This window comes from Xanthomonas sp. DAR 35659 (assembly GCF_041242975.1).
Classification (GTDB): Bacteria; Pseudomonadota; Gammaproteobacteria; order Xanthomonadales; family Xanthomonadaceae; genus Xanthomonas_A; species Xanthomonas_A medicagonis.
In genome coordinates this window covers 487,949-513,079 of the sequence record NZ_CP162488.1, presented here as the reverse complement: position 1 = coordinate 513,079, position 25,131 = coordinate 487,949, and the positions used below count along the sequence as shown (strand labels likewise).

Annotated in this window: 11 protein-coding genes and 1 pseudogene; 7 read left to right on the top strand and 5 right to left on the bottom strand. The window is 70.8% G+C overall.

Translation table 11 applies throughout. The features are described 5' to 3' along the window. Window positions 1–26: 26 nt before the first annotated feature. From AB3X07_RS02255 to AB3X07_RS02235, 5 genes are all read left to right on the top strand, one after another. Window positions 27–1,739 carry a putative porin gene (locus tag AB3X07_RS02255; RefSeq protein WP_369942378.1) on the top strand — a complete coding sequence of 571 codons (1,713 nt, stop codon included), beginning with the start codon at window positions 27–29 and terminating at the stop codon, window positions 1,737–1,739. Window positions 1,740–1,741: 2 nt separating this feature from the next. Further along, window positions 1,742–2,407, top strand: a complete 666-nt coding sequence (locus tag AB3X07_RS02250; RefSeq protein ID WP_369942376.1) for a hypothetical protein — start codon at window positions 1,742–1,744, stop codon at window positions 2,405–2,407. Further along, the gene (locus tag AB3X07_RS02245) at window positions 2,404–2,772 is read left to right on the top strand and encodes a hypothetical protein (protein ID WP_369942374.1); all 369 of its coding nucleotides are present in this window, start codon (window positions 2,404–2,406) and stop codon (window positions 2,770–2,772) included. Before AB3X07_RS02250 ends, AB3X07_RS02245 begins: the two co-directional genes overlap by 4 nt. An 84-nt stretch (window positions 2,773–2,856) precedes the next feature. Beyond that, entirely contained in the window at window positions 2,857–14,856 is a 12,000-nt protein-coding gene (locus AB3X07_RS02240) for a filamentous haemagglutinin family protein (RefSeq protein ID WP_369942372.1), read from the top strand. 321 nt (window positions 14,857–15,177) lie between these two features. Next, complete coding sequence (locus AB3X07_RS02235; protein ID WP_369942370.1) at window positions 15,178–16,488, top strand: PstS family phosphate ABC transporter substrate-binding protein; 1,311 nt, start codon at window positions 15,178–15,180, stop codon at window positions 16,486–16,488. A 440-nt stretch (window positions 16,489–16,928) separates the two neighbouring features. On the opposite strand, the gene AB3X07_RS02230 is transcribed toward AB3X07_RS02235, so the two are convergent. The 4 genes from AB3X07_RS02230 to AB3X07_RS02215 all read right to left on the bottom strand — a co-directional run bounded on the left by AB3X07_RS02230 (window position 16,929) and on the right by AB3X07_RS02215 (window position 20,811). Next, window positions 16,929–17,606, bottom strand: coding sequence for a hypothetical protein (locus AB3X07_RS02230; protein ID WP_369942368.1), 678 nt, complete (start codon window positions 17,604–17,606; stop codon window positions 16,929–16,931). Further along, a complete protein-coding gene (locus AB3X07_RS02225; protein WP_369942366.1) occupies window positions 17,599–18,780 on the bottom strand; it encodes a glutathionylspermidine synthase family protein in 1,182 nt (393 codons plus the stop codon). Before AB3X07_RS02225 ends, AB3X07_RS02230 begins: the two co-directional genes overlap by 8 nt. A gap of 31 nt (window positions 18,781–18,811) precedes the next feature. Next, window positions 18,812–19,351, bottom strand: a complete 540-nt coding sequence (locus tag AB3X07_RS02220) for a DUF1190 domain-containing protein (protein WP_369942364.1) — start codon at window positions 19,349–19,351, stop codon at window positions 18,812–18,814. 101 nt (window positions 19,352–19,452) lie between these two features. Then, window positions 19,453–20,811 carry a glycoside hydrolase family 5 protein gene (locus AB3X07_RS02215; RefSeq protein ID WP_369942362.1) on the bottom strand — a complete coding sequence of 453 codons (1,359 nt, stop codon included), beginning with the start codon at window positions 20,809–20,811 and terminating at the stop codon, window positions 19,453–19,455. A 243-nt stretch (window positions 20,812–21,054) separates the two neighbouring features. On the opposite strand from AB3X07_RS02215, the gene ilvD reads away from it, so the two are divergent. Further along, window positions 21,055–22,893, top strand: a complete 1,839-nt coding sequence (gene ilvD, locus AB3X07_RS02210) for a dihydroxy-acid dehydratase (RefSeq protein ID WP_369942360.1) — start codon at window positions 21,055–21,057, stop codon at window positions 22,891–22,893. Window positions 22,894–23,121: 228 nt separating this feature from the next. On the opposite strand, the pseudogene AB3X07_RS02205 reads toward ilvD, so the two are convergent. Then, window positions 23,122–24,137 (bottom strand): annotated as a pseudogene (locus tag AB3X07_RS02205) (integron integrase). A gap of 169 nt (window positions 24,138–24,306) precedes the next feature. Between AB3X07_RS02205 and AB3X07_RS02200 the strand changes: the two are divergent. Next, window positions 24,307–24,747: an OmpA family protein gene (locus tag AB3X07_RS02200; protein WP_369942358.1), complete on the top strand. Its 441-nt coding sequence runs from the start codon at window positions 24,307–24,309 to the stop codon at window positions 24,745–24,747. Window positions 24,748–25,131 lie beyond the last annotated feature (384 nt).

The window sequence follows — 25,131 nt, the reverse complement described above, 5'->3', positions numbered from 1 at the left end:
CCGTGTTTCGCACCAAGGACCCCCGCATGACCATTCCGTCTCCTCTCCACCGTCCGTCCCGGTTGCGCCTGGCGCTGCTGGCGCTGCTGCTGGCACCGGCCGCGGCCATGGCCCAGTCCGCCGCGACCACGACCACGGCCGCGCCGGCGCAGCTCAATCCGCAGGTCACGCTGCGGCTGATCGACCTGCTGGTCGCCAAGGGCGTGATGACCCGCGCCCAGGCCGACGACCTGATCCGCGAAGCCTCGGCCACCGCGGAGGCCGCGCCGACAGCGGCCGCGGCGCCGTACGCGACCCAGCCCGGCGCGGTGGTGGTGCAATACGTGCCCGAACCGGTGCGCCAGCAGATCAAGGACGAACTGCGCGCGGAAGTCACCGCGCAGGCCAAGGCCGAAGGCTGGGCCGCGCCCGGCGCGCTGCCCGAATGGACCCAGCGCGTGCGCGTGTACGGCGATGTGCGCGTGCGCGGCGAAGGCGTGTTCAACGACGACGGCAACTATGCGTCCTTCCCCAACTTCGGCGCCATCAACGCCGGCTCCGGCTTCGACACGGTGGGCACCACCAACGCGCCGTTCCTCAACACCACGCGCAACCGCAGCCGCATGCGCGTGCGGGCGCGGCTCGGGGTGAGCGCGCAGATCGCCGACTGGGTCAGCGCGGACCTGCGCCTGGCCACCGGCAGCGACCGCAGCCCGGTGTCCACCAACCAGACCCTCGGCGGCAACGGCAACCTGTCCAAGTATTCGCTGTGGCTGGACCGCGCCGCGCTGCAGCTGACCCCGCTCGACGCGCTGACCCTGTCCTTCGGCCGCTTCGCCAATCCGTTCTGGAGCAGCGAGCTGGTGTTCGACAACGACCTCAACTTCGACGGCGTGGCCGCGCGCTACGACCTGGCCGACAGCGACGCCGACGCCGATCTCGCGCCGTGGGCCAGCGCCGGCCTGTTCCCGGTCTACAACACCGACTTCGACTTCGGTTCCACCAGCACCAGCAAGACCCGCAGCCGCGACAAGTGGATGTACGGCGCGCAGCTGGGCGTGCGCTGGCGCATGGCCGACGCCACCACCCTGCGCGTGGGCCTGGGCTACTTCCAGTACGACCAGTTCGAGGGCAAGCGCTCCTCGCCGTGCCTGGCGCCGACCTCCGCCGACAGCTGCGACACCGATGGATCGCGGCCGCAATTCCAGCAGTTCGGCAACACCTTGTTCGCGCTGCGCGACATCGTCGCCGATCCGGCCAATCCCAACGGCCCGCAACTGCAGTACTACGGCTACGCCAGCAAGTTCGGCGTCGCCGACCTGCGCGCGCAGCTGCAGCTCGACCAGTTCGCACCGGTGGCGATGCTGATCGAGGCCGACGTGGTCAAGAACACCCGCTACAACGTCGCGCGCGTGCGCTCGCTCGGCCCGGTCAACAACCTCGGCGACCAGGGCGTGTTCGACGGCGGCGACATGGGCTACTACCTGAACTTCACCGTCGGCCAGCCCAAGCCGACGCAGCCGGGCGACTGGAACGTCAGCGTCGGCTACAAGTACCTGGAATCGGACGCGGTGCCGGACGGGTTCACCGATTCGGATTTCCATCTCGGCGGCACCAATGCGCGCGGCTTCATCGTCGGCGGCAACTACGCGCTGGCGCGCAACACCTGGGTCGGCCTGCGCTGGCTCAGCGCCAACGAGATCTCCGGCGCGCCGTTCGCGGTGGACCTGCTGCAGCTCGATCTCGGCGCGGAGTTCTGAGCATGCGCCAGCGACCTTCCCGCCTGGCCTGCGGCCTGTTCGCCGCCGCGCTGCTCGCCGGCGCGCCGCTGCACGCCCAGGACAGCGCGCAGACCCGCTTGCGCGATGCCTTGCGCGACACCAGCGCGCGGCTGCGCAAGGCCGAAGCGGACCTGGTCCAGCAGCAGCTGGCCACCGCGGCCGCCGAACGCGAGCGCGATGCGCTGCGGGCGGCACCGGCGCCGCCCGCGGCCAGCGCCGATTCCGGCCGCGTGGCCGCATTGCAGCGCCAGCTCGAGCAGGCGCGCCGCGAACGCGATGCGGCGCTCGCGCAACAGCGCGAGCAGCAGCAGGCGCAGGCCAGGGCGACGCAAACGGCGACGCAACAGGCGCAGGCGCGCGCCGCGCTGGACGCGGAACTGCAGCGCCAGCGCGCGCGGATGGCGCAATGCGCCAGCGGCAGCGAGGCGCTGTACGCCACCGCGCGCGAACTGGCCGCGCTGTACCGCGACCCGGCGTTCGTGCGCTTCGTGCGCAGCCACGGCCGCGAGTTGTTCGGCATGGCCAGGGTGACCCGCGAGAACCGGGTGCGTGCGCTGGAAGACCGCCTGGCCGAGCAGCACGCGCAGGCCCAGGCATGCGGCGCCACGTCCACGTCCACGGCGATGCTGCAGGACGCGGCGCCATGACCCGCGCCGGCGCCGCCGCGGGGTGGCTGGCGCTGGCCGCCGCGGCCGTCGCCGCATCCGTCGGCGCCGCGCGCGCCGCGCCGCCAGCGCCGCCGGCGAGCGCGCCCTGCGTGCAGGTGCGGATCGGCGAGGACGTCGCCGGCCAGTTGCACTGCCTCAACCAGGTCCTGCGCGACGCCGCCGCCCGCGCCCGCCCCGACGCGCCGCCGCTGGCCACGGCCGCCACCGCGCTGGATCCGCTGCACCGCGGGCAGCCGACGCCGGCGGCGCTGCGCCAGCGCTACGGCAGCGCGTACGGCCGCGCGCTGACCCCGCAGCGGCCGCAGCCGCACTACCTCCCCACTCCCTTCGCTCCGGCGCGTTGACGCGCCGCCACCGAGACCGCCGCCATGTCCCGCACTCGCCGCCGCCACCGCGCCCGCCGTCCCCTTCGCCTACTCGTGCTCAGCATGGCGATCTCGGCCGTCCTGGTCGGCCGCAGCCAGGCGCAGACCAGCCCGTTCGTGCGCCGTGGCGCCGATCCGGGCGCACAGGCGGCGGCGACCGCGCAGCAACAGGGCCTGCAGTCGGCGGCGGCGAGCAATCTGGCGCAGAAATCGCTGCAGGCGTTCCAGCGCGCCGCGCAGGCGCGGCAGAGCCTGGACGCGACGCAGGCCGCCGCGCGCGCCGCGGCCCAGGCCGCGCAGGTCGGGATGGTGCCGGACGGCCTCGGCAAGGGCGGCCTGCAGCTGCCGGACGGCGCGATCGTCGATCCCGGCGCGGTGCGCAGCGACGATCCGCGCCTGGGCCAGCGCAACGTCTGGCTGGGCGCGCGCGCGCCGACCCAGCAGGTGGTGGGCGGCGATACCCAGGTCACCATCCAGCAGACCCAGAAGAAGGCGATCCTCAACTGGGAGACGTTCAACGTCGGCAGCCGCACGCGCCTGCAGTTCGACCAGTCCGCCGGCGGCAGCGACGCGGCGCAGTGGATCGCGCTGAACCGGGTCAACGATCCGAGCGCGGCGCCGAGCAGGATCCTCGGCAGCATCCAGGCGCCGGGCCAGGTGTACCTGCTCAACCGCAACGGGGTGCTGTTCGGCGGCGCCAGCCAGGTCAACGCGCATTCGCTGCTGGTGTCCTCGCTGGACCTGTTCGACGGCAACCGCGCGCTCAGCGACCAGACCTTCCTCGCCCGCGGCCTGTTCGGCGCCACCGGCCAGACCGGCATCGTGCTGACCGGGCTGGACAGCCTGGCCGCCGGGAAGACCCCGGGCGACATCCGCATCGACAGCGGCGCGCGCATCGCCAGCGGCAGCCAGGGCTACAGCCTGATCGCCGCGCCCAACGTCAGCAACGCCGGCACGGTGACCGCGCAGGACGGACAGACGATGCTGGCGGCGGTACTGGGCCTGCGGCAGTCGCAGGAGTTGCGGACGCTGCTGGAGTCCAGCGGCGGCAACCTCCTGCCGCTGGGGTTCAGCAGCTTCTTCTCGCCGACCGGCAGCGACCGTTCCAAGGTCGGCACCTTGGACAACAGCGGCATCGTCGCGGCCACCCGCGGCAACGTGACCCTGGCCGGCTACAGCGTGCAGCAGCGCGGCCTGGTCCAGGCCACCACCAGCATCAGCCGCCCGGGTAGCGCGATGCTGCTGGCGATCGACCAGGAAGCGGTGGTCGGCGGCGACGCGCTGGCCAGCTACCGCGGCGGCGCACTGAATCTCGCGTCCGGCTCGGTCACCGCGATCCTGCCCGAGCACGACGGCGAGACCACCACTTCCAGCGCCGCCGCCGACCTGGCCTTCCTCGGCCCGAAGATGGTCCTGGCCGGCGCGCAGGTGCAGTTGCAGGGGCAATCGCTCACCTTCGCCCCGGGCGGCACCGTCAACCTGATCGGCCTGGACAGCGAAGCCACCCGCCTGCAGGGGCGCTCCGCCCTCACCAGCCGGCTGCTGATCGACAGCGGCGCGCAGCTCGACGTGTCCGGCATCGCCGACGTGCGGCAAGCGATGAGCAGCAACCTGGTGCAGATCCCGCGCGTGGGCCAGAACGAACTGGCCGATGCGCCGCTGCAACGCGACGGCGCGCTGTTCCGCCAATCGCTGCAGTTCGATCGCCGCGCCAAGGGCGTGCGCGACGACGGCCAGGCCTGGGTCGGCAGCCCGCTGCTCAACGCGCAGGGCTACGTCGACCAGGTGCCGCGCACGATCGACCAGATGCTGCTCGACGGCGGCACCCTGAACATCGGCGCGCGCGACCTGGTGATCGCGCCCGGCGCGAAGCTCGCCATGGATGGCGGCTACGTGCACATGCTCGGCGGCATGGTCGAAACGCCGCGCCTGCTCGGCGCCGACGGCCGCCTGTACGACCTGGCTAGCGCCGACCCGTCGATGCGCTACCTGGGCGTGGCCGGCACGCAGACCGTCGCGCACACGCGCTGGGGCGTGAGCGAACAGTTCGCCAATCCGTTGCTGGGCAGCCGCCGCTATTACGAGAGCGACTATCTGCAAGGCGGCGACGCCGGTGCGTTGAACATCGAGCTTGGACGCCAGGCCAACGGCAAGGGACCGCAACCCGGCGTGGCCGTGCTCGCTGGCGATCTCTCCGCGCAGGCGCTGGCCGGGCGCTACCAACTGACGCGGGACACCTCGCCGCACGGCGGCGCGCTGCGCATCAACAGCGACACCGGTTTGTACAACGCGATGATCGGCCTGGCGGACGGCATCAACCGCGATCAACGCAACTGGCGCATCACGGACGACCCCGTGGAGCTGCCGCAAGGGCTCGCGCGGGGAACGCGCGCGGCCGAACTGCCAGACAGCGCAGGCGCGGCGCAAGACCAGGACAATCCGCTTTTCTGGTCGCAACTGTCCACGCGGATGATCAATGGCCACGGTTTGCAGACGCTGACGATCGGCAATGCGCCGTTGATCGAGATCGCGGCCGGTGCGACGTTGCAGCTCGCCGACGGTGGCACGCTTTCGCTGCAAGCCCAGCGCCTGCAGATCGACGGCGCGCTCATCGCGCACGCCGGGAAGATCGCGCTGCAGAGCAGCGGCGGCTTCGCTTTCGTCGACGATCCAAGGCAAACCGCCGGCACGCGGCAGTCGCTCGGCCACGGCGACCTGCTGCTCGGCGCCGGCGCGCGACTGGACGTGAGCGGACGCTGGATCAACGACGACCGCCGCTTCGGCACCGAAGCGCAGGGCAGCGCCTTCGTCGATGGCGGCAGCATCGCGCTCGACGGGATGCAGTCCGCTTTCGCCGGCCTGGACCAAAGCGCATCGCTGCTGATCGCGCCCGGCGCGGTGCTCGACGCCTCCAGCGGCGGCTATGTCGACGCGAACGGCGCACTGGCCATGCGCGACGGACGCCCGCTCGGCCACGGCGGCGACATCGCGCTGCGCACCTACTTGCGTCCCTCCAGCGAGAGTGCCGGCTCGCCCACCTACACCGCCGACGCCCCCGTCGCCGACGGCGCCGGGCTGCTGCAGTTCGACCCGGCCAGCCTGCACGCGGACAACTTCGCCGGCGGCGGCACGCTGAGCCTGCGCGCCTTCGGCGTGCAGATCGGCGGCAACGCACCCGGCGATGCGCGCGTGCTGCACCTGGATGCGGGCTTCTTCGACGGCAACGGCTTCGGCGGCTACGACCTGGCCGCCGAACAGGACGCCACCCTCGTCGCCGGTACCCAACTGCGGGTGAGCCAGCGCAACCTGCTGCCGAACCTGCAGGCGCTGCGCGGTGCCGCCAGCGGCCGCGATGTGGTCGGCGGCGCGGCGCAGGCCGGCGGCAATGGCTTCGCCACGCTCGGCCAGTTGGATCCGTTCTATCGCCCCGCCACCGATTTCGCGTTGCGCGGCGGCGACTTCCTCGGCCGCATCGCCGGCAATCCCAGCCTGAGCGGCGCCAGCGGCCGCGTGCTGCTCGACGAAGGCACGCAGTTGCTGCTGGATCCGGGCGCCAACGTGCGCATCGGCGGGCGTGGCGAGGTCGCGGTGCTGGGCGGCATCCAGGCGCAGGGCGGCAGCATCGCGCTCTCCGGCGACACCTCGCGCGACTCGGGCCTTTCCGCGGCGCCGGACGTGGACCGCGGCCGCGCCTACGCGGCACCCGGCAAGGCGTTGTGGCTGGGCGCGGACAGCCGCCTGGACGTCTCCGGCATCGCCCTGCTCGATCCACAGGCCGCCCTGCAGCCCGGCGCCAACGGCCTGGTGCGGCCGCGCAGCGGTCGCGTGCTCGACGGCGGCCGGATCACCCTCAGCAACGACAGCGGCGCGATCGTGGTCGCCGCCGGCGCGCAGTTGGACCTGTCCGGCACCCGCGCGGTGCTGGACCTGCCCACCGGCAACGCGATCATCGGCGGCGGCGCCACGCTGCAGGCGCAGACCGTGGGCAGCGCCGGCGGGCGCCTGGACCTGGCCGCCAGCACCGGCCTGTACTTCGACGGCAGCCTGCGCGCCGGCGGCGGCAGCGCACAGGACCGCGGCGGCACGCTGGCGCTGCTGCCGCTCAAACTGTTCGAAGGCGGCAATCCGGTGCTGCCCGGCCCCAGCGGAGTGATCTTCACCCAGCACGACAGCCGCCTGCCGCGGGGCGCGCAGCCCGGCGCGGCGTTGCCCGGCGCCGGCGCCACGCCCGGCCCGCTGTACTTCGCCGCCGACCGCCTGGCCGGCAGCGGCATGGACACCTTGCTGGTCGGCGACCAGTCGCCCGCCGGCAGCACGCGCCCGCAGCTGCCGGTCGGCTTCGCCGGCGACGTCGACCTGGCGCTGGCCCGCGCGCTGGTGTTCAACGCGCCGCGCTATGCGCTGCTGGCCGACGGCGCGACCGGCTTCGGCCAGCTCGCCGACAGCGGCCATGTCGGCCTGCGCGCGGCCTATGTCGGCCTCAACGGCTGGCAGGCGCCGAACAGCCCGGCCGCCGTGCTGGCCGAACCGCAGGCGCCCGGCAGCGCCACGCTGGACGTGAACGCCACGCAGATCGACCTCGGCGGCCAGTTCGCGCTGGATGGCGCCGGCCACACGCGCCTGTCGAGCAGCGGCGCCGTGCGCTTCCACACGCCCGCCGCCTACGCCTATCTGGTCGATGCCAACGGCGTCGCCACGCCGCGCGCCGGCGAGCTGCTGACCGCCGGCGATCTCACCTTCAGCGCCGCGCAACTGTATCCGGCCAGCGGCGAGACCTTCCTGGTGCGCGCGCTCGGCGCGCTCGGCAGCGACGGCACCCGCGCCGAGACCCGCATCCGCATCGAAGCCCAGGGCGATGCGCCGGCGCTGCCGCTGTCGGCCGGCGGCACGCTGGCGCTGGATGCGACCTACATCGCCCAGGACGGGCGCCTGCGCGCGCCCAGCGGGCAACTGCTGCTCGGCGTGAGCGGGGCCGACGACGCGGCCGCGCGCGCGGTGTTCGGCACCCGCAACGTGACCCCGACCCGGGAAGTCAGCCTCGGCGCCGGCAGCCTGACCTCGGTCTCGCTGGAGGGCGCGACGCTTCCGTACGGCAGCACCGTGGACGGAGCGCAATGGCGCTACGACGGCAGCGCGCAAAGCGGCAACGCGGCCCTGACCGCGCCGCCACAGAAGCAAGTGCAGCTGGATGGCGACCGCATCGCGCTGGCCCCTGGCGCGCGCGTGGACCTGTCCGGCGGTGGCGACCTGCAGGCCAGCGAGTGGGTGCCCGGCACCGGCGGCAGCCGCGACCTGCTGTCCTCCACCAACACCAGCTATGCCGGCGGCAGCGCCACCCAGGTGCCGTTGTACCCGGACGGCCGCACGGTCTACGCGATCGTGCCCGGCGCGCAGGCGCCGGTGGCCGCCAGCGATGCGGCGTTCGAACGCAACGGCGGCACGCCCGCGCTCGGCAGCGCCGTGCACCTGAGCGGCGTGCCCGGCCTGGCCGACGGCGACTACACGCTGTTGCCGGCCAAATACGCCACCTTGCCCGGCGCCTACCGGGTGGTCGCGCGCAGCGGCAGCAGCGATGCCACCGCCGCGCAGAACCTGGTCGCCGCCGACGGCACCGCGGTGGTCGCCGGCTATCTGGTCGACACCTTGAGCGGGACCCGCAGCGCGCGTCGCCAGGTGTTCGAGGTGCAGTCGGCCGCGACCTGGGGCCAGTACTCCGAATACACCCGCACCGGCGCCAATGCGTTCTTCGCCGCGCAGGCCGCCGGCCGCGGCACCGCGACGCCGCAACTGCCGCGCGACGGCGGCCAGCTGATCCTGGACGCCGGCAGCGCGCTCGGTCTGGGCGCGAGCCTGGCCACCGCCGCCGCCAGCGGCGGCAATGCCGCGCAGATCGACATCGCCGCACAGGCGCTGCAGGTGCTCGGCCGCGGCCAGACGGCCGCGGCCGGCTACGTCGGCGTGGAGGCGACCGCGCTCAACGCGATGAACGCCGGCAGCCTGTTGCTCGGCGGCACCCGCGAGCAGACCAGCGACGGCATGCGCCTGCACGTGCGTGCCGAGCGCGTGCGGGTCAGCAACGCTGCCGACAGCGCGCTGCGCGCGCCGGAACTGCTGCTGGCCGCCGCCGGCGACGGCAGCGATGCCGACGGCGGCCTGCGCGTGGATGCCAGCAGTGTGTTGCAGGCGCAGGGCGGTAGCGGCGACCGCGCGACGACGCCGCTGCTGATCGGCAAGGACGGCGGCGACAGCGGCGATAGCGCGCTGCTGCGCCTGTCCAGCCTCGGCGCCGCCACGCTCGTGCGCGCCAACGTGCCGGACGCGGCACAGGCGCAGGCGCGCCTGCAGATCGGCAGCGGCGCGGTGCTGGATGGCGGCACCGCGCTGAGCCTGGACTCCACCGGCGACAGCGCCATCGCCGCCGGCGCGGTGCTACGCGGCCAGCGGATCGACGCCAGCGCCGGCCACGTGCGCCTGGACGCGCAGGCCGCCAGCGGCGACGCCGACGGCCTGGTGCTGGGCGCCGGCAGCCTGGCGCAGTTCGCGCAGGCCAGACAGGTCGGCCTGCACAGCTACGGCGACATGGCATTCGCCGGCGGCCTGGACCTGCGCGTGAGCAACGCCCTGACCCTCAGCGCCGGCCGCTTCGTCGGCGACGGCGGCGACGTTGCGCTGAGCGCCGACCAGCTGACCCTGTCCAACCTCGGCGCCACCGCGGCGCCGGCCGACGCCGACGCGAGCGGCGGCGGCCTGCTGCACCTGCAAGGGCGCGAGGTCGCCTTCGCCGGTGGCGACAAGCAGCTGAGCGGGTTCGGCGCGGTCGCGGTGGACGCGACGCAGACGCTATTCGTGCGCGACCGCGGCCAATTCGATTTCGGCGGCCGCGCGGTGGACCTGCGCACGCCGCTGCTGCTGGCCGACGCCGGCGCCGACCAGACCCTGCGCACCACCGGCGCGCTGCGCCTGCAACGCAGCGCCGGCAACGGCAGCGCGGCGCAGCCGCTGGGCGGGCGGGTCAGCCTGGTCGCCGCCAGCATCGACAGCGACGGGCTGATCCGCGCCAACTCCGGCGGCATCGCCCTGCGCAGCACCGACGGCGCGGTGCGCCTGCACGATGGCGCCACGCTGGACGCGTCCGGGGTGGCGAATCCCTTCTTCGACACCGTCAAGCCGACCCAGGGCGGCACGGTCGCCTTGCAGGCCCTGGCCGGCGACGTGCTCGCCGATGCCTCCACCCGCATCGACGTGTCTGCGCCCGGCGCGGCCGACGCCGGCAGCGTGAGCCTGGCCGCGGCGCAAGGCCGCGTGGCCCTGCCCGGCGTCCTCGACGGCCATGCCGCGCAAGGCCGCGGGGGGCGCTTCGCGCTCGACGCGGGCAGCGCGATCGCTCTGGATCCGCTGGCGTCGCAACTGGCCGGCGGCGGTTTCGACGGCGCCATCGACGTGCATGCGCGCAGCGGCAACCTGCTGCTGTCGGCCGGCACCACGCTGCGCGCCGACGCGGTGACGCTGACCGCCGACGGCGGCGCCGACGCCATCGCCCGCGACGCGGACAACGGCAACATCCGCATCGCCGGCAGCATCGACGCGTCCGGCACCCAGGGCGGCAGCATCGCGCTGTGGGGCCGCCACGGCGTGGCGATCGACGGCCAGCTGCTGGCCCGCGGCAGCGCCGCCGACAAACGCGGCGGCAGCATCGCGCTGGGCAGCAGCGGCCGCGACGACGGCACCCTCAACGCCGACTACGGCTACCAGAACGTGCAGGCCGGCGCGGCCGGCAGCATCGCCCTCGGCGCCGGCGCGGTGCTGGACGTATCCGGCGGCAGCGCCGGCGGCCTGTCCGGCGGCAGCGTGGACATCCGCACGCCGCTGCTCGCCGACGGCGAGGTCAACGTGACCGTGGCCAACGGCGCCAGCGTGCGCGGCGCGCGCGAAGTGGGCCTGGAAGCGTATGCGGTGTGGAGCACCACCGACGCCAGCACCGACCCGGCCAAGCATTTCGACGGCATCATCGATCCGGCCGGCTGGTACGACGCGCAGGGCGCGCTGCTGGCCGGGACCTGGTCGGACCTTGCCGGCAACGCGGTGGCCGCGCCGACCACGCCGGCGCAGGTCGCCGACTACCTCGGCCGCTACGTGTTCGTCGCGGATGCCGCCAACGCCGCGCACCGCCAGTTCTATGGCTATGCCGACGACAGCGCCGGCACGCCCGGCACGCTGATGGGCTTCGTGCAGCGCCCGGGCTTCGCGTTCGAGGCGCGCCTGGGCAACCTGCCCAACCTGCGCGCGCGGCCGGGCATCGAACTGCGCAATCCGGATCCGGCCATCAACGGCGGCGAGATCCGGGTGATGAGCAACTGGAACCTCGGCGCCGGCGCCAACCGCGACCAGCTGGACTTCCGCTACAACGGCAACGCGCCGGTGCTGACCCTGCGCGCCGAAGGCGGTGTCGCCATCAAGGCCAGCCTCAGCGACGGCTTCTACCAGTTGCGCAATCCGTTCGGCGGCGGCGGCCCGCAGGCCAGTTACGGCAATGCCAGCACGGCCTATCAACGCCTGCTGCAGAACGCCTACGATAACGCGTTCGTCAGCGTCGAGGGCCTGATCCCGTCGCCGCCGGCCAGCGTCGGCGACGACCAGGGCGAAGCCGCGCAGTACTACGGCCAGTACCTGCAACTGCTGGACATGCTGCAGAAGCCGCAGGACGAACTGACCGCGGGCGGCCTGCTGCCGCCGTACGACAACCTGCTCAATGCCTTCCTGGTCAACTACTCGCCGGACGCCGGATACCCCATCCAGGACTATGCCGGCCAACCCACCGCGCCGGCCGCGCCCACCTCGCCCGCCGACTATGCGCAGTACGTGAGCAACTACGAACGCTATGTGCTCGACATGTATGCGTTCTACAACGCCTCCGGCGAATACCCGCTGCCGACCTTGACCCTGCCCTCGCTGCCGGTGCTCGGCGCATTGCTGCCGGCCGCCACCCACAACACGCCGTCGCTGCAGGCCAACGCCAGCAATCCGCTGCCGCTGGCCACCACCAGCCTGATCGGCGGCGACAGCAGCCGCTACCGCATCGTCGCCGGCGCCGATTTCGCCAGCATCCGCCCCGATGCGCTGCGCACCGGCAGCGAGGCCGACGTGGTGCTCGACGGCCACCAGCGCTACCAGGAAGCCGGCAAGAACGACGTGCTGCTGCCGACCGTGGTGCGCACCGGCACCGGCAGCATCCAGATCGCCGCCGCGCGCGACCTGCGCTTCGCCGATGCCGATGCGCCGGCCAGCATCTACAGCGCCGGCCAGCCGGGCAGCGGCAGCGACGTCGGCGACGACGTGCGCATCGTGCGCGCCGGCATCGACGCCGGCGGCGTCGCCAGCAGCGTTCCCGGCCAACTGGTCAGCGCGCAAGCCAATGCCGAGGCCGCCGGCGACCTGCTGCTGCAGGCCGGGCGCGACATCCTCGGCAACCGCCAGGTGTTCGATGGCGACGGCAGCCGCACCGGCGTGGCCGGCAACTACGTCGGCCAGTACTGGTGGCCGTGGCTGCAGGTCGGCAATCCGGTCGGCGCCGATGGCGTCACGCCCAGCGCCGGGCTGATCAACTACGGCGGCTTCGCCCAGGGCGTGCTCAGCAGCGGCGGCGACGTCGCGGTGCAGGCCGGGCGCGATGTGCGCGAGCTATCGGTGTCGCTGCCGACCAGCTACCGGCTGACCGCGCAGGGCCGCCAGACCTACGGCGGCGGCGACCTGCAGGTGGAGGCCGGACGCGACGTGCTCGGCGGCGACTATTTCGTGGCGCGCGGACAAGGCCGCCTGGACGCCGGCGGCAACCTCGGCAGCGCGTTCACGCTCAGCGGCCAGGGCTACGGCAGCAGCGGCGCGTTGCGCGATGTCGTCAGCGCGGTGGATCCGGTGATCGCCGTGCAGGACGGCCAGTGGTCGATCCACGCCGGCGGCGATGCCGCGCTCGGCGCCATCGTCAATCCCGGTTACGTCCTGTCCACCGGCGGCGTCGCCGCGCTGATGGGCGACAGCACCCGCGCCACCACCGATTACGGCAGCGGCTCGGCGATCGCGGTCGACGCCTTGAACGGCGACATCCGCCTCGGCACGCTCAAGCTGCCCGGCGTGCTGTTCGGCAACGGCGCGCGCGACACGAGCCGCGGCACCGACGCGCTCATCGTCAACGAGGGCGTGTTCGACAACGTACTGCCGGCCACGGTGGAAGCGGTCGCCCATGGCGGCAGCCTGCAAGTGGAGACCAGCGGGCGCCTGGCGCCGTCGGCGCAGGGACAGCTGGAACTGCTGGCGCAAGGCGACATCCGCCTGTTCAACGACACGCTGGTGGCCGGCAAGAGCAATCGGCAGCTGGCGATGCTGGACGAAACCGGCAACTACGACGGCAACGACAATCCCGCCGGCGCCGGCACCCCACTCGGCCTGCACCAGGACGACGCGCAACCGGTCCGCCTCTACAGCCGCGACGGCGACGTGGCCAGCGGCTATGCGGCAGACGGCTTCATGCTCAATCCGCTGACCCTGCAGTTGCCGAAGCCCGCCGACATCCGCGCCGGGCGCGACATCGTCAATCTCGACCTGCGCGCGCAGAACCATCGGGCTTCGGACGTGACCCGGGTCCAGGCCGGGCGCGACCTCTACTACACCCCGATCCTGGGCGGTCCGCTCGGGGACGAGGCCATTCGCTGGGGCTGGATGACGCTGGCCGGCCCGGGCACGTTCGAGGTGCAGGCGGGGCGCAATCTCGGTCCGTTGACCTCGGCGGAAGAGGCCATGAAGGGCCTGCGCATCAGTCTGGTCGACCGCAACGCGGGTGGCATCCGCACCACCTCCGGCGCCGACCTGGTGGTGCGCTATGGCGTCGCCAACGGCGAGGAGGCCGACGCGCTCAGCGCGCTGTACCTGAATCCGGGCAGCGCGCAGAGCAGCGCCACCTATCGGCAATGGCTGGTCGAGTTCGTGCAGCAACGCGCGCCCGACGCGTCCGCGTCCGTCCCGGTCGCGCAGCACGCCGCCGCGGCGCAGGAGGCGCTCACCCCCGCCGCGGCCTGGCAGCGCTTCCAGCAACTGCCGGCCGACACCCGCCGCCTGCTGGCCGAGCGCGTGTTCCTGGACGTGCTCAAGCAGGTCGGCGAAGGCCATGCCGATCCGGCCAGCGCGGATTTCCAGAAATACACGCGCGGCTATGCCGCCATCGAGACGCTGTTCCCGTCGCGCCTGGGCTACACCCGCAACAACCTGGAAGGCGGGGTCAACGGCGCGGCGACCCGCAGCATCACCGGCACCCTGGACATGCGCGGCTCCACCCTGCAGACCCAGGCCGGCGGCGATATCCGCATCCTCGGCCCGGGCGGCGGCCTGCAGGTCGGCAGCGCGCTGGCGCCGCCGGTGGTCACCGATTCCCAGGGCAACGTGCTGATCGGCCCGGCGCAGCAGGGCATCCTGGCGGTGGGCCGCGGCGACATCGGCGTGTTCACCGATGCCAGCGTGCTGCTGGCGCAGAGCCGCATCTTCACCCAGCGCGGCGGCGACCTGCTGCTGTGGAGTTCCAACGGCGACATCAACGCCGGCAAGGGCAGCAAGACCAGCGCCGAGCGCGCGCGGGCGCGCTACCTGTGCGACCAGGACCAGTACTGCACGCTCGATGCCAGCGGCCAGGTCAGCGGCGCCGGCATCGCCACGTTGCGCCTGACCACCGACGATCCGCGCGGCAATGCGGTGCTGGTCGCCCCGCGCGGTACCGTCGATGCGGGCGACGCCGGCATTCGCGCCAGCGGCAACCTGATCGTGGCCGCGCAGTTCGTCGCCAACGCCGACAACATCCAGGTGCAGGGCGACACCGTCGGCGTGGGCACCGCGCGCAACGTCGATAGCGGCGCGTTGAGCGCGGCGTCCAATGCCGCGGCCGCGGTCTCCGACGCGGTCGGCGACCTCGCCTCGCGCACCGGCGCCACCCCGCGCGAAGCGCCCTCGGTCATCACCGTGCAGGTGCTCGGCTTCGGCGACTGCAAGGTCGACGATCCGCGCTGCCAGCCCGGGCCATGACAGTGCGGCGACGCAGGCCGCGGCGCGCCGAACAGGGCGCCGCGGCAAGCTTCAAACGGTGCATTCCGTAGACACGGAATATGTCGAAACGAAATACGGAAGTTAATCGTTAGTTTCAGGTCGATCCATTATGTCAACGCGATTAACCACGACCCGATTCCGGACGTTGCATCACAGGTAAAAAAACATTCCGACGCGTGTCGTCGCAGCATCATCTGCCCAGCGCAACCTTTCTCGGCGCCAGTCGATGGCGCCAGCACGCTACAGGTCAAGAATTCCCCCGGATCCCTTCCGTCGTTTTCTCACCAAGGAGAGAGGCAAGTGCTCAATCTTCATTTCCCCCGTATCAGCGCCATCGCCATTGCGATCGCGTCCCTGTCCACCGGTTCGGCCATGGCGGCCGAGAATCTGTACGGCGGCGGCGCCACCTTCCCGGCGCAGCCGTACGTCGGCAATACCTACACCGGCACGACCCCGAACGCGCGCCTGTCGACCAATGCCGGCAACACCGCCGGCGCCGGCTTCAGCACTGCGACCCTGGGCACCGGCTCGGTGTTCCTGACCTACAGCAACAACAGCACCAACAAGGTTTCGTACTGCCAGACCGGCAGTGGCTTCGGCAAGAACACCCTGGTGTCCACCGCCGCCAACCAGTCCTGCAACGACTTCAGCACCTCGCCCACCGGCCTGAGCGGCGCCAACGCCGCGCCGGACTTCATCGGCACCGATGCGCCGTACAGCACCAACGACTACAACGCGTTCCTGGGCGGCAACAATGCCGGCCGCGTGGGCATCGTGCAGATCCCGACCCTCGCCGGCGCCATCGCGCTGCCGCAGAGCACGCCGACCACCGTCTTCAACCTCACCACCGCCCAGGTCTGCCAGATCTACTCCGGCCTGGTCAGCGACTGGGGCAACGTGTCCGGCAGCGGCACCACCGGCCCGATCAAGATCGTCTACCGCACCGACGGCAGCGGCACCACGTTCGCCTTCACCAGCTTCCTGGCCGCCAACTGCAACGGCACCAGCAACGTGCCGTCCGGCTTCGCCTTCACCCCGAACCAGACCTTCACCTCGGCGCTGCCGGGCGGGGTCAGCGGCGTGTACGGCTCGCGCGCGATCGACGCCAGCGGCAACAACGGCGTGGTGACCTCGGTGCGCGTCACCAACAGCAACGCGCTGGGCTATGCCGACATCGGCGAAGTGCTGCTGCAGGCGGCCAGCTACGTCACCGTCAACGGCTTCGACCCGGCGCAGTTCGGCAAGAACTCCGCCGGCCAGGCGACGCCGATCTCGCTGGCGTCCGGCGCGCTGCTCAGCGGCCGCGTGCTCGACGGCGCGACCGTCAATGCGGTGCCGGGCAACAACAGCACCGCGGTGAAGAACTGCGTGCGCCTGGTCAACCCGAGCGCTGCGATCACCAACGCCTACCCGATCGCGGCGGTCACCTACCTGGCCGGCTTCACCAGCGGCAACGGCAGCGCCGCGCACGTGCAGGCGGTGAAGGACCTGTACGGCATCTTCTACAGCAGCAGCACCCGCCCGGCGCTGCCGGCCGGCTTCGCCTACCTGGACGGCGTCGCCGCGTTCCGCAGCTCGGTGCAGAACACCATCAGCACCTGCGTGCAGTAAGCGCGCGACACGCCAGGACGGCAATGGACCGGCGGGCAGCGATGCCCGCCGGTCTTTTCATGCCTGGCGCGGCATGACGAAGGAGCTCGCGCCAGGGGGCGCGGACGTTTGTTGCCGAAGCCGTCCGCCGCATCGAATCGATGCGTCTTGTGCGTGAAACCCTTGCGTTCCAGCACAGGCCCGACGACCGCGGCGATGTCGCGGACGATGTCCTCCTTCGCCCTACGCATTGCAGGGGCTTCAGCGCCGATCCACCGTGTCGCTGGGCAACCGACCCGTGGCCTTCGATTCGCATGCGGTACCGCTCCGGCGCCGTCCTTGCGACGCACGCCATCGCGATTGGCGTGGCACGCGCCCGCACCGCGCCGCACGCGACGCGCCATCCCGCCGCCGCGGCCCAGGCGACCGCAGGTCCGACATTTCGATTCCGGGCGGCCAGCTCACGGAGCGGCGGCAGGCACCGGCGGCAATGCCGCGCAGGCGTGCTGCAACCGTTGCAGCGCTCGCGCCATCAGCGTCCGGTGCCGCGCCAGCTTCATCCACCCCGGCAGGCGCGCCACCATCGAGCGCCCGAACACACCGCGGCGCTCGCGCAGCGTCGCCGCCACATAGTCCTGCAGCTCCTGCAGCTGACGCGCGTTGTAGGCCCACACCACGCCGACGCGCGTCGAGGCGACCAGCGCCAGGGCCATGCCGAAATGCGGGTCGCAGGGAAGCGCGTCGCGCACGCGGTGCGGCTGCACGGCCACCGCATTGTCCTTGCGGCAACGCGGGCATCGCCCCGGCAGGGTCGGTGGTGGCGGCATCCGCGCCGTCGAGGTCGCGCAGACCTGCACCCACTGGTGCCCGCAATGGCCGCAGGCACGGCGCCCCGACAGCCACACCGCGCCCACCCAGTCGCCGTTGCCGCTGTCCAGCGCCGCGCTGCACTGCCCGCAGCGAAAGCGCGCCTGCCAGCGATACGGCTGCCACTGCGCCAGCACCCAGCCCGGCGCGTCGCAACGATGGCAGCGCACCGCCACCCGCTCCGCATAGGCGGCCAACGGCGTCCCGTCGTTGCGATGCCGCCGCGGCGCGCCGGGCGATGGCGCGCCCGGCAACGGTGTGCGCTCAGGCATACAGCACGCCCGGCCGCCCCGCTTCGACGATGGCGTGCGGCACGAAGCGCGCGCTGTCGCGGGTGATCGGGCCGTCGTCCTCGCGGATGCCGATGCCACACGCCGCATCGCCGACGATCCAGCTGCCGACCATCGGATAGCGCCCGTCGAACGCCGGCAACGGATGCGCCTGCTGCAGGATGCACGGCCCCTGGTAGGGCCCGTCGCTCTCGAATCTGCGGCCGTCGGCCAGGTGCAGGGCGATGTTGGCGCCCTCGCGCGAATGCAGCGGCTTGCGCACCCAACCCGGCGACAGCGCATTGCCGTCGTCGAACGTGGCCGGCAGCAGGTTGGGATGGCCGCGATGGCGTTCCCACAGCAGCGGCAGGATGCCCTTGTTGCTGAGCACTGCCTTCCACGGCGGCTCCAGCAAGCGCAGCCCCGAGCCCGGCAAGGCCTGGCCGAAGCGCTCGGCGAACAGGTCCTCCAGCGGATACAGCTTGAACAGCGCGCCGATCACCGCATCGTCCAGGTCGGTGTAGCGCCCGTCCTCGGACAGGCCGATGTCCTCGATCGCGATCGCCTCGCCGAACAGCCCGGCCTGCGCCGCGCAGTCGCGCAGATAGGCGACCGTACCCTGGTCTTCCTCGGAATCGCGCACCGCCGCGAAGTACAACGGCGGCGGCAACTGCGCCGCCAGCTCCGCGAAACGCGCCACCAGCGCTTCGTGGATCGAGTTGAACTGGTCGGCGTCCTGCGCCAGGCGGCCCTGCGCGCGCTGGTCTTCCAGCCACTGCCATTGAAAGAACGCCGATTCGAACAGCGAGGTCGGCGTGTCGTAGTTCAACTCGTACAGCTTGGCCGGACCGGTGCCGTCGTAGGCCAGGTCCAGCCGCCCGTACAGGTGCGGATCGCGGCGCCGCCAGCTCTCGGCGATCCAGTCGCGGAACGCCGGCGGAATCGCCAGGCGCTGCAGCAACGCCTCGCTGGCGACGATCTCGTCCACCAGGCCCATCGCCATCTGGTGCAACTCGGCGCTGGGGTCCTCCAGGTCGCGCTCGATCTGGCGCAGGGTGAACGCGTAGTAGGCGCGTTCGTCCCAATAGCGTTCGCCGTCGATGGTGTGGAAACGGAAGCCGCACTCGGCGGCCTGCGCGCGCCAGTCGCCGCGTTCGACGATCGCGATGCGTTTCATGCGTTGCGTGCCTCGCTCCGGAGCGGCGGGATCAACCGCCGACGCTGCCGCGCGCGCCGCTGGAACCGCCGAAGCCGCCACGGCTGACGGTGACCGCGCGGTTGGGCGTGGCGCCGATATGGGTCATGGTCTGATTGCCGCGCAAGGCCGTGCCGGCGCCCGCGCCAGTGGCCGGACGCTGCCACTGGTTCTGGCGGTCCTGGTAGGCCGGCGCGGCATTGAACCCGGCCATGCGATTGCCGTTGAGCATCTGCGACAGGAAGAAGCCGGTCATCAGCGGCCCGATGAAGGAATGGCCCTGGCTGTCGCGCTGCTCCACGCAGCGTTCGGCGGAATAGTCCTGCGTGCACTGCTCCCGGCTGGCGTACTTGGGGCCCTGCTCGGCGGCCTGCTTCTGCGCCCGCGCGAACGCCTCGCGGCAGGTGGCGATGTCGTGGGTCTGCGCCACGCAGGCATCCACCGAGGTGTACAGGCCTTCCTGGGTCTTGCTCTCGGGCTCGCGCCCACAGGCGGTGAACAGCAGCGGCGCGGCGCTCATCAGCAGCAGCGCGGTCGTCTTCGACCTCTTCATGGCAACGTCTTCCTGAGTCCAGCCACGATGATGCCCGGTTCGGCCGGCCACGGGAACCCGCGGCCGGCCGAATGCGTTCGCAAACGTAAACGCTGGCGCAATCAGCGCGGCGGCGGCGGCACGTAACTGGACAGACGCGCCGTGAAATACGGCTGCACCGCGGCGATGTTGGACTTGACCTGGATGTCCATGCCGACGTCGCGGCTCATGCCCAGCACATCGTTGTCCGGCCAGCCCGGGCCGAAGCACCACTGCGTGCTGGGGATATTGTTGGCCTGCAGATGCGCAAGCATGCGCGTGGTCGCCAGCTCGGCGCTGGCATTGCCCGCCGGATAGCCGTGCTCGCCGAGAAAGCCGCGCTTGCCGGCGCGGCCCAGCGAGCGCAGGAATGGCGTGACCATCTCGATGCCGGTGTCCGCGGCGACGGTTTCGTTGGGATTGCGCCAATTGCCGCCGCCGCGGCCGCCTTCGTCCAGGTAGTTGTGCGCCTCGTAGACGATGCGGTCGTACGGATCGGGGATGGCGTACAGGCCTTCGGACAGATCCTCCCATTGGCGGGCGCTGGCGTACTGGTTGCCGCAGACGAACACGTAGTGCGACCGGTCGAAATCGAAGATGCGCGCCGCGGTGGCGGTGGCGGTGCGCAGCCAGTGGTCGGCCATCACCAGCTTGCTGCCGTCGGCGTTGACCTCCGGCCCCTGGTAGGGCTCGTTCATCAGGCCCCAGCCGAAGATCGCCGGATGCGAACGGAAACGCTGCACGATGCGGCTCCACAGATCCGGCAGACCGGCGGCGTTGTACAGCGTGCAGCCCGGCGTGCCGATCACCCGATACTCGTAGAGCTTGAGCAGGCTGTCGGCAGGATCGAAGTAGCCCAGGTACAGGTAGTTGCCCTTGCGGTAGGTGCCGGCCCACACCGCGTCGGCGGCGGGATCGGTGACCACACGCCCGTCCGGCCCGATCAACTGGCCGGCGCTATCGCGCCGGTAACCGGACTTGCTCGCGACCTTGATCGGCAGGCGCATGTAGTCGTGCAGTTCCAGGATCGCCAGCTTGCCGCGCTGCGCGAGCCGGTTCAGCACCTGCTCGACCTGGTCGCAATACGTGGCGTTGAGCGGCATGCCCTGGCCGGTGCTGAAGCGCGCGGCGGTGGTCGGCAGGCGGAACAGCGGGCAGGCGCCGGCGGCGGCGATGTGCTGGTCGCGGATATCGCGGTAGTGGCGGTCGATGATGGCGTTGTCGACGAAATTGTTCGACGCCAGCCCCGACATATTGAGACCGGCGAAGGGCAACCTGCCCGCAGCGCGGGCCTGGCCGCCGAGGCCCCACAGGGCGGCGCCGGCGGCCAGGCCGACACCGGCACGCAGCACGCTGCGGCGGCCCGGATCGGCCGGCGAGGACGCGATGGATGGGGTGGGGAAGGAAACAGCGGAAGACGGCAAACGCGCATGCCGAAGCATGGACACCTCCTGTGGTCATGATGGGCGGGCCGGGCCGACGCCCCCTGACGCACCGGCCTACCCAGTCTGCCAAGCGCAGGCAGGCGGGTCTGCGATCCGCTTCCCACTCCCGCCCGGCGCGCGGCGGCGCCAGCCTGCGTGCTAACGTGATCGGCCCAGCGGTGGACGCCAGGACGGTTGCAGCAGCAACGATCCGATCGCGCCACCATCGCCAGCCTCCCCGCCCGCACGTTCGCTGCTCCCATGCCCGACTATCGCTCCAAGACCTCGACCCACGGCCGCAACATGGCTGGCGCCCGCGCACTGTGGCGCGCCACCGGCATGCAGGACGCCGACTTCCACAAGCCGATCATCGCCATCGCCAATTCCTTCACCCAGTTCGTGCCCGGCCACGTGCACCTGAAGGATCTCGGCCAGCTGGTCGCGCGCGAGATCGAGCGCGTCGGCGGCGTGGCCAAGGAATTCGACACCATCGCCGTGGACGACGGCATCGCCATGGGCCACGACGGCATGCTGTACTCGCTGCCCAGCCGCGAGATCATCGCCGACTCGGTCGAGTACATGGTCAACGCGCACTGCGCCGACGCGCTGGTGTGCATCTCCAACTGCGACAAGATCACCCCCGGCATGCTGATGGCCGCGCTGCGCCTCAACATCCCCACCGTGTTCGTCTCCGGCGGGCCGATGGAAGCCGGCAAGACCAAGCTCGCCGACCACAACCTGGACCTGATCGACGCGATGGTGATCGCCGCCGATCCCACCGCCTCCGACGAAAAGGTCGCCGCGTTCGAGCGCAGCGCCTGTCCCACCTGCGGCTCGTGTTCGGGCATGTTCACCGCCAACTCGATGAACTGCCTGACCGAAGCGCTGGGCCTGGCCCTGCCCGGCAACGGCACCGTGGTCGCCACCCATGCCGACCGCGAGCAACTGTTCCTCAAGGCCGGGCGCACCGCGGTCGAACTGTGCCACCGCTGGTACGGCGCCGAAGACCCGCGCGCGCTGCCGCGCGGCATCGCCACCTTCGAAGCGTTCGAGAACGCGATGACCCTGGACATCGCGATGGGCGGCTCCACCAACACCATCCTGCACCTGCTCGCCGCCGCGCAGGAGGGCGAGGTGCCCTTCACCCTGCGCGACATCGACCGCCTGTCCAAGCGCGTGCCGCAGCTGTGCAAGGTGGCGCCGAACACGCAGAAGTACCACATCGAGGACGTGCACCGCGCCGGCGGCATCGTCGCCATCCTCGGCGAACTGGCGCGCGGCGGCCTGCTGCACACCGATCAGGCCACCGTGCACAGCCGCAGCCTGGCCGAGGCCATCGCGCAGTGGGACATCACCCAGAGCGACGACGCCGCGGTGCGGACCTTCTACCAGGCCGGGCCGGCCGGCATCCCCACCCAGGTCGCCTTCAGCCAGGCCACGCGTTGGCCGACACTGGACGCTGACCGCGCTACGGGCTGTATCCGCGACGTCGCCCATGCCTACTCGCAGGAAGGCGGGCTGGCGGTGCTGTACGGCAACATCGCCGAGGACGGCTGCGTGGTGAAGACGGCGGGCGTGGACGAGTCCATCCATGTGTTCGAAGGCAACGTCAAGGTGTTCGAGAGCCAGGACACCGCGGTCAAGGGCATCCTCGCCGACGAGGTGAAGGCCGGCGACGTGGTGGTGATCCGCTACGAAGGCCCCAAGGGCGGCCCCGGCATGCAGGAGATGCTGTACCCCACCTCGTACCTGAAGTCCAAAGGCCTGGGCAAGCAATGCGCCCTGCTCACCGACGGCCGCTTCTCCGGCGGCACTTCCGGCCTGTCGATTGGTCACGCCTCGCCCGAAGCGGCGGCGGGTGGCGCCATCGGCCTGGTCCGCGACGGCGACCGCATCCTGATCGACATCCCTAACCGCAGCATCAACCTGCTGGTCGACGACGCCGAACTGGCCGCCCGCCGCGCAGCGCAGGACGCGCAAGGCTGGAAGCCGGTGGAAGCGCGCCCGCGTAAGGTCACCACTGCATTGAAGGCATACGCGCTGCTGGCGACCAGCGCCGACAAGGGCGCGGTGCGGGACAAGGCGATGTTGGACGGGTGAGGCGCTGCCATGCCATGAAGACCCCGGACTCCCAAGGTCTGCATGGCGTCGCGGCGTTGCACTGTGGGAGGGACTTCATGGCACCTCTAGTAGCCTCGACTTCGAAAGCTACGCGCTAAGCACATCAGTCGCTTGCGAGTGCTTAGGTGTAGCTTTTGGGGGCTATTGGAGGTGCTTTTAGTCCCGACGCGAGACCACAAACGACCACAGCCGGGGACTTTCTCGATGCTAGCGGCGCTCGCCGGCGCCCAACCCGTCCAGCGGACTGCGCACCGCAGACGCACCACGCCCCAGCACATGCGTATAGATCTGCGTGGTAGCCACATCCTTGTGACCCAACAGTTCCTGCACCGTGCGGATATCGTGACCGGCTTCCAACAGGTGCGTGGCGAAGGAATGGCGCAGCGTGTGACAGGTCGCCGGCTTGACGATGCCGGCCCGGTGCCGCGCCGCCCGCACTGCACGCTGCAGCACTTCCTCGGACACGTGATGCCGGCCAACCCGACCGCTGCGTGGATCCACCGACCGATGCGCCGCCGGGACCAGGTATTGCCAGCCCGGTTCGATCTCGGCATTGGGGTACTTGCGCGTTAGCGCGTGCGGCAGATACACCCGCCCCGCACCTTCGGCCAGATCCACCGCGTGCAGCAGCAGCGCCCTGTCGCGTTGTCGTAGCAGCGCCTCGCGCAGCCGCGCCGGCAACGGCACACGCCGCTCCTTGCCGCCTTTGCCGTCACGCGCCACGATCTCGCCGCGCTCCATGTCCACATCCTTGATCCGCAACCGCAGACATTCCAGCAACCGCATGCCGCTGCCGTAGAGCCGCCCGGCCATCAGCCAGCAAGGCCCCTCCAGGGCGACCAGCAAGCGTGCGACCTCCTCGACCGAGAGCAACATCGGAATTCGCCGCGGCCGCTTGGCGCGCACCAGATTCTCCATCCAGGGCAGTTCCACGCCCAGAACATCACGATAGAGGAAAACAGCGCCGCCAGCGCCTGATTCTGCGTGCCGGCCGAGACCTGCCCCTGGGTCGCCAGATTGGTCAGGAACGCTTCGACCTCGGCCTGCCCCATCCGCGATGGATGCCGCTTGTCGTTGGCCAGGATGAAGCGCCGTATCCAGCCAACATACGCTTGCTCGGTGCGCAGGCTATAGTGCCGAAGCCGCAACCGGCCACGTACCCGCTCCAGCAACTTCGGCGGTGCATGCGCCGTTACGCCTTCATCTTCATGGGTGTAACTCATACGCCAGCTCGAACGTCGGATAACGCTGCCAGCATCGACGTCCGGAGCCGCAGCTACCATCCGGCAAGTCACTGATGTGGGGTAAGAATTCCCTGCTTTGCAGATGTCTGAAGTTGGAGGATACTTGGTGCATCACCGCTTTTAGGCGGTCCAATAGTAGTTAGGTGCCATGTCCAAGCTCCTCTCAATCCTGCTATCGACAGCTCTGCTCGGTGGATATTCCGCCGCTGCATGCAGTTCTTCACTCGACCTGTCTGGTGCTTTCTTCAAGGCCGGCCATCCCATCAAGGGCGAGACGATCGACGAGGCTGTTACTGGGGCAGACCAAATTGCCAACTTGAATCGCTCTGTCGAGCTAATCAAGCGCTACCCGGACGTCAGGTTCGAGATTGCGGGCCATACGGATCAGTATGAGTGTTCCGGGCAAGAGTGCCGCTATCTCGCCCAACGACGAGCGCTTCTCCTATACAGGTTCATGCTAGCCGCTGGCGTAGATCCGCTTTGTGTCATTGCTCTAACCGAGTACGGGTCCACTCGCCCGATCGCTGGCAAATGGGAGGAGAACTCGCTCAATCAGCGCGCCGAGCTAAACGTGGACATTGAGCCGTAAAGTGCTTCAGCATGGCACCTAACAATTCATTCAAGCCGAAGCCGCTTCGCGGCTCGGCTTAATTCAGGCGTTATGTTCCAAGGCAAGCATGTACGCAAACGTTGAGAAGGCGCCTGCTGAGCTAACGAAACTTGGAGGTCATGTGGCCCCATTTCAGTCTGGCTTGTGCTCACACGCCACGGAATAGCAGCTGAGCCAGCCGAAATCATCCGCCGCTGCAACTACAGCGAAACGTTTGGATCTTTCGCCGTCTGCTTGGCTGAGACACTGCAAAGCTTTGGGTTGCGTGTTCGCCTTCATTCGGATCCAGATCCAGATCCAAACGATTTAGAACGCTCGGCCTATCAACGAGTCTCCGTGCTACCTGCGGCCCCCTTGTCAAAG

Bases quoted from the DNA above. Each gene is read 5' to 3' on its own strand.
- AB3X07_RS02250 (WP_369942376.1), top strand. From the start codon at position 1,742: ATGCGCCAGCGACCTTCCCGCCTGGCCTGCGGCCTGTTCGCCGCCGCG.
- AB3X07_RS02220 (WP_369942364.1), bottom strand. From the start codon at position 19,351: ATGAAGAGGTCGAAGACGACCGCGCTGCTGCTGATGAGCGCCGCGCCG.
- AB3X07_RS02230 (WP_369942368.1), bottom strand. From the start codon at position 17,606: ATGCCTGAGCGCACACCGTTGCCGGGCGCGCCATCGCCCGGCGCGCCG.
- AB3X07_RS02245 (WP_369942374.1), top strand. From the start codon at position 2,404: ATGACCCGCGCCGGCGCCGCCGCGGGGTGGCTGGCGCTGGCCGCCGCG.
- AB3X07_RS02255 (WP_369942378.1), top strand. From the start codon at position 27: ATGACCATTCCGTCTCCTCTCCACCGTCCGTCCCGGTTGCGCCTGGCG.
- AB3X07_RS02200 (WP_369942358.1), top strand. From the start codon at position 24,307: ATGTCCAAGCTCCTCTCAATCCTGCTATCGACAGCTCTGCTCGGTGGA.
- ilvD (WP_369942360.1), top strand. From the start codon at position 21,055: ATGCCCGACTATCGCTCCAAGACCTCGACCCACGGCCGCAACATGGCT.
- AB3X07_RS02215 (WP_369942362.1), bottom strand. From the start codon at position 20,811: ATGCTTCGGCATGCGCGTTTGCCGTCTTCCGCTGTTTCCTTCCCCACC.
- AB3X07_RS02240 (WP_369942372.1), top strand. From the start codon at position 2,857: ATGGCGATCTCGGCCGTCCTGGTCGGCCGCAGCCAGGCGCAGACCAGC.
- AB3X07_RS02225 (WP_369942366.1), bottom strand. From the start codon at position 18,780: ATGAAACGCATCGCGATCGTCGAACGCGGCGACTGGCGCGCGCAGGCC.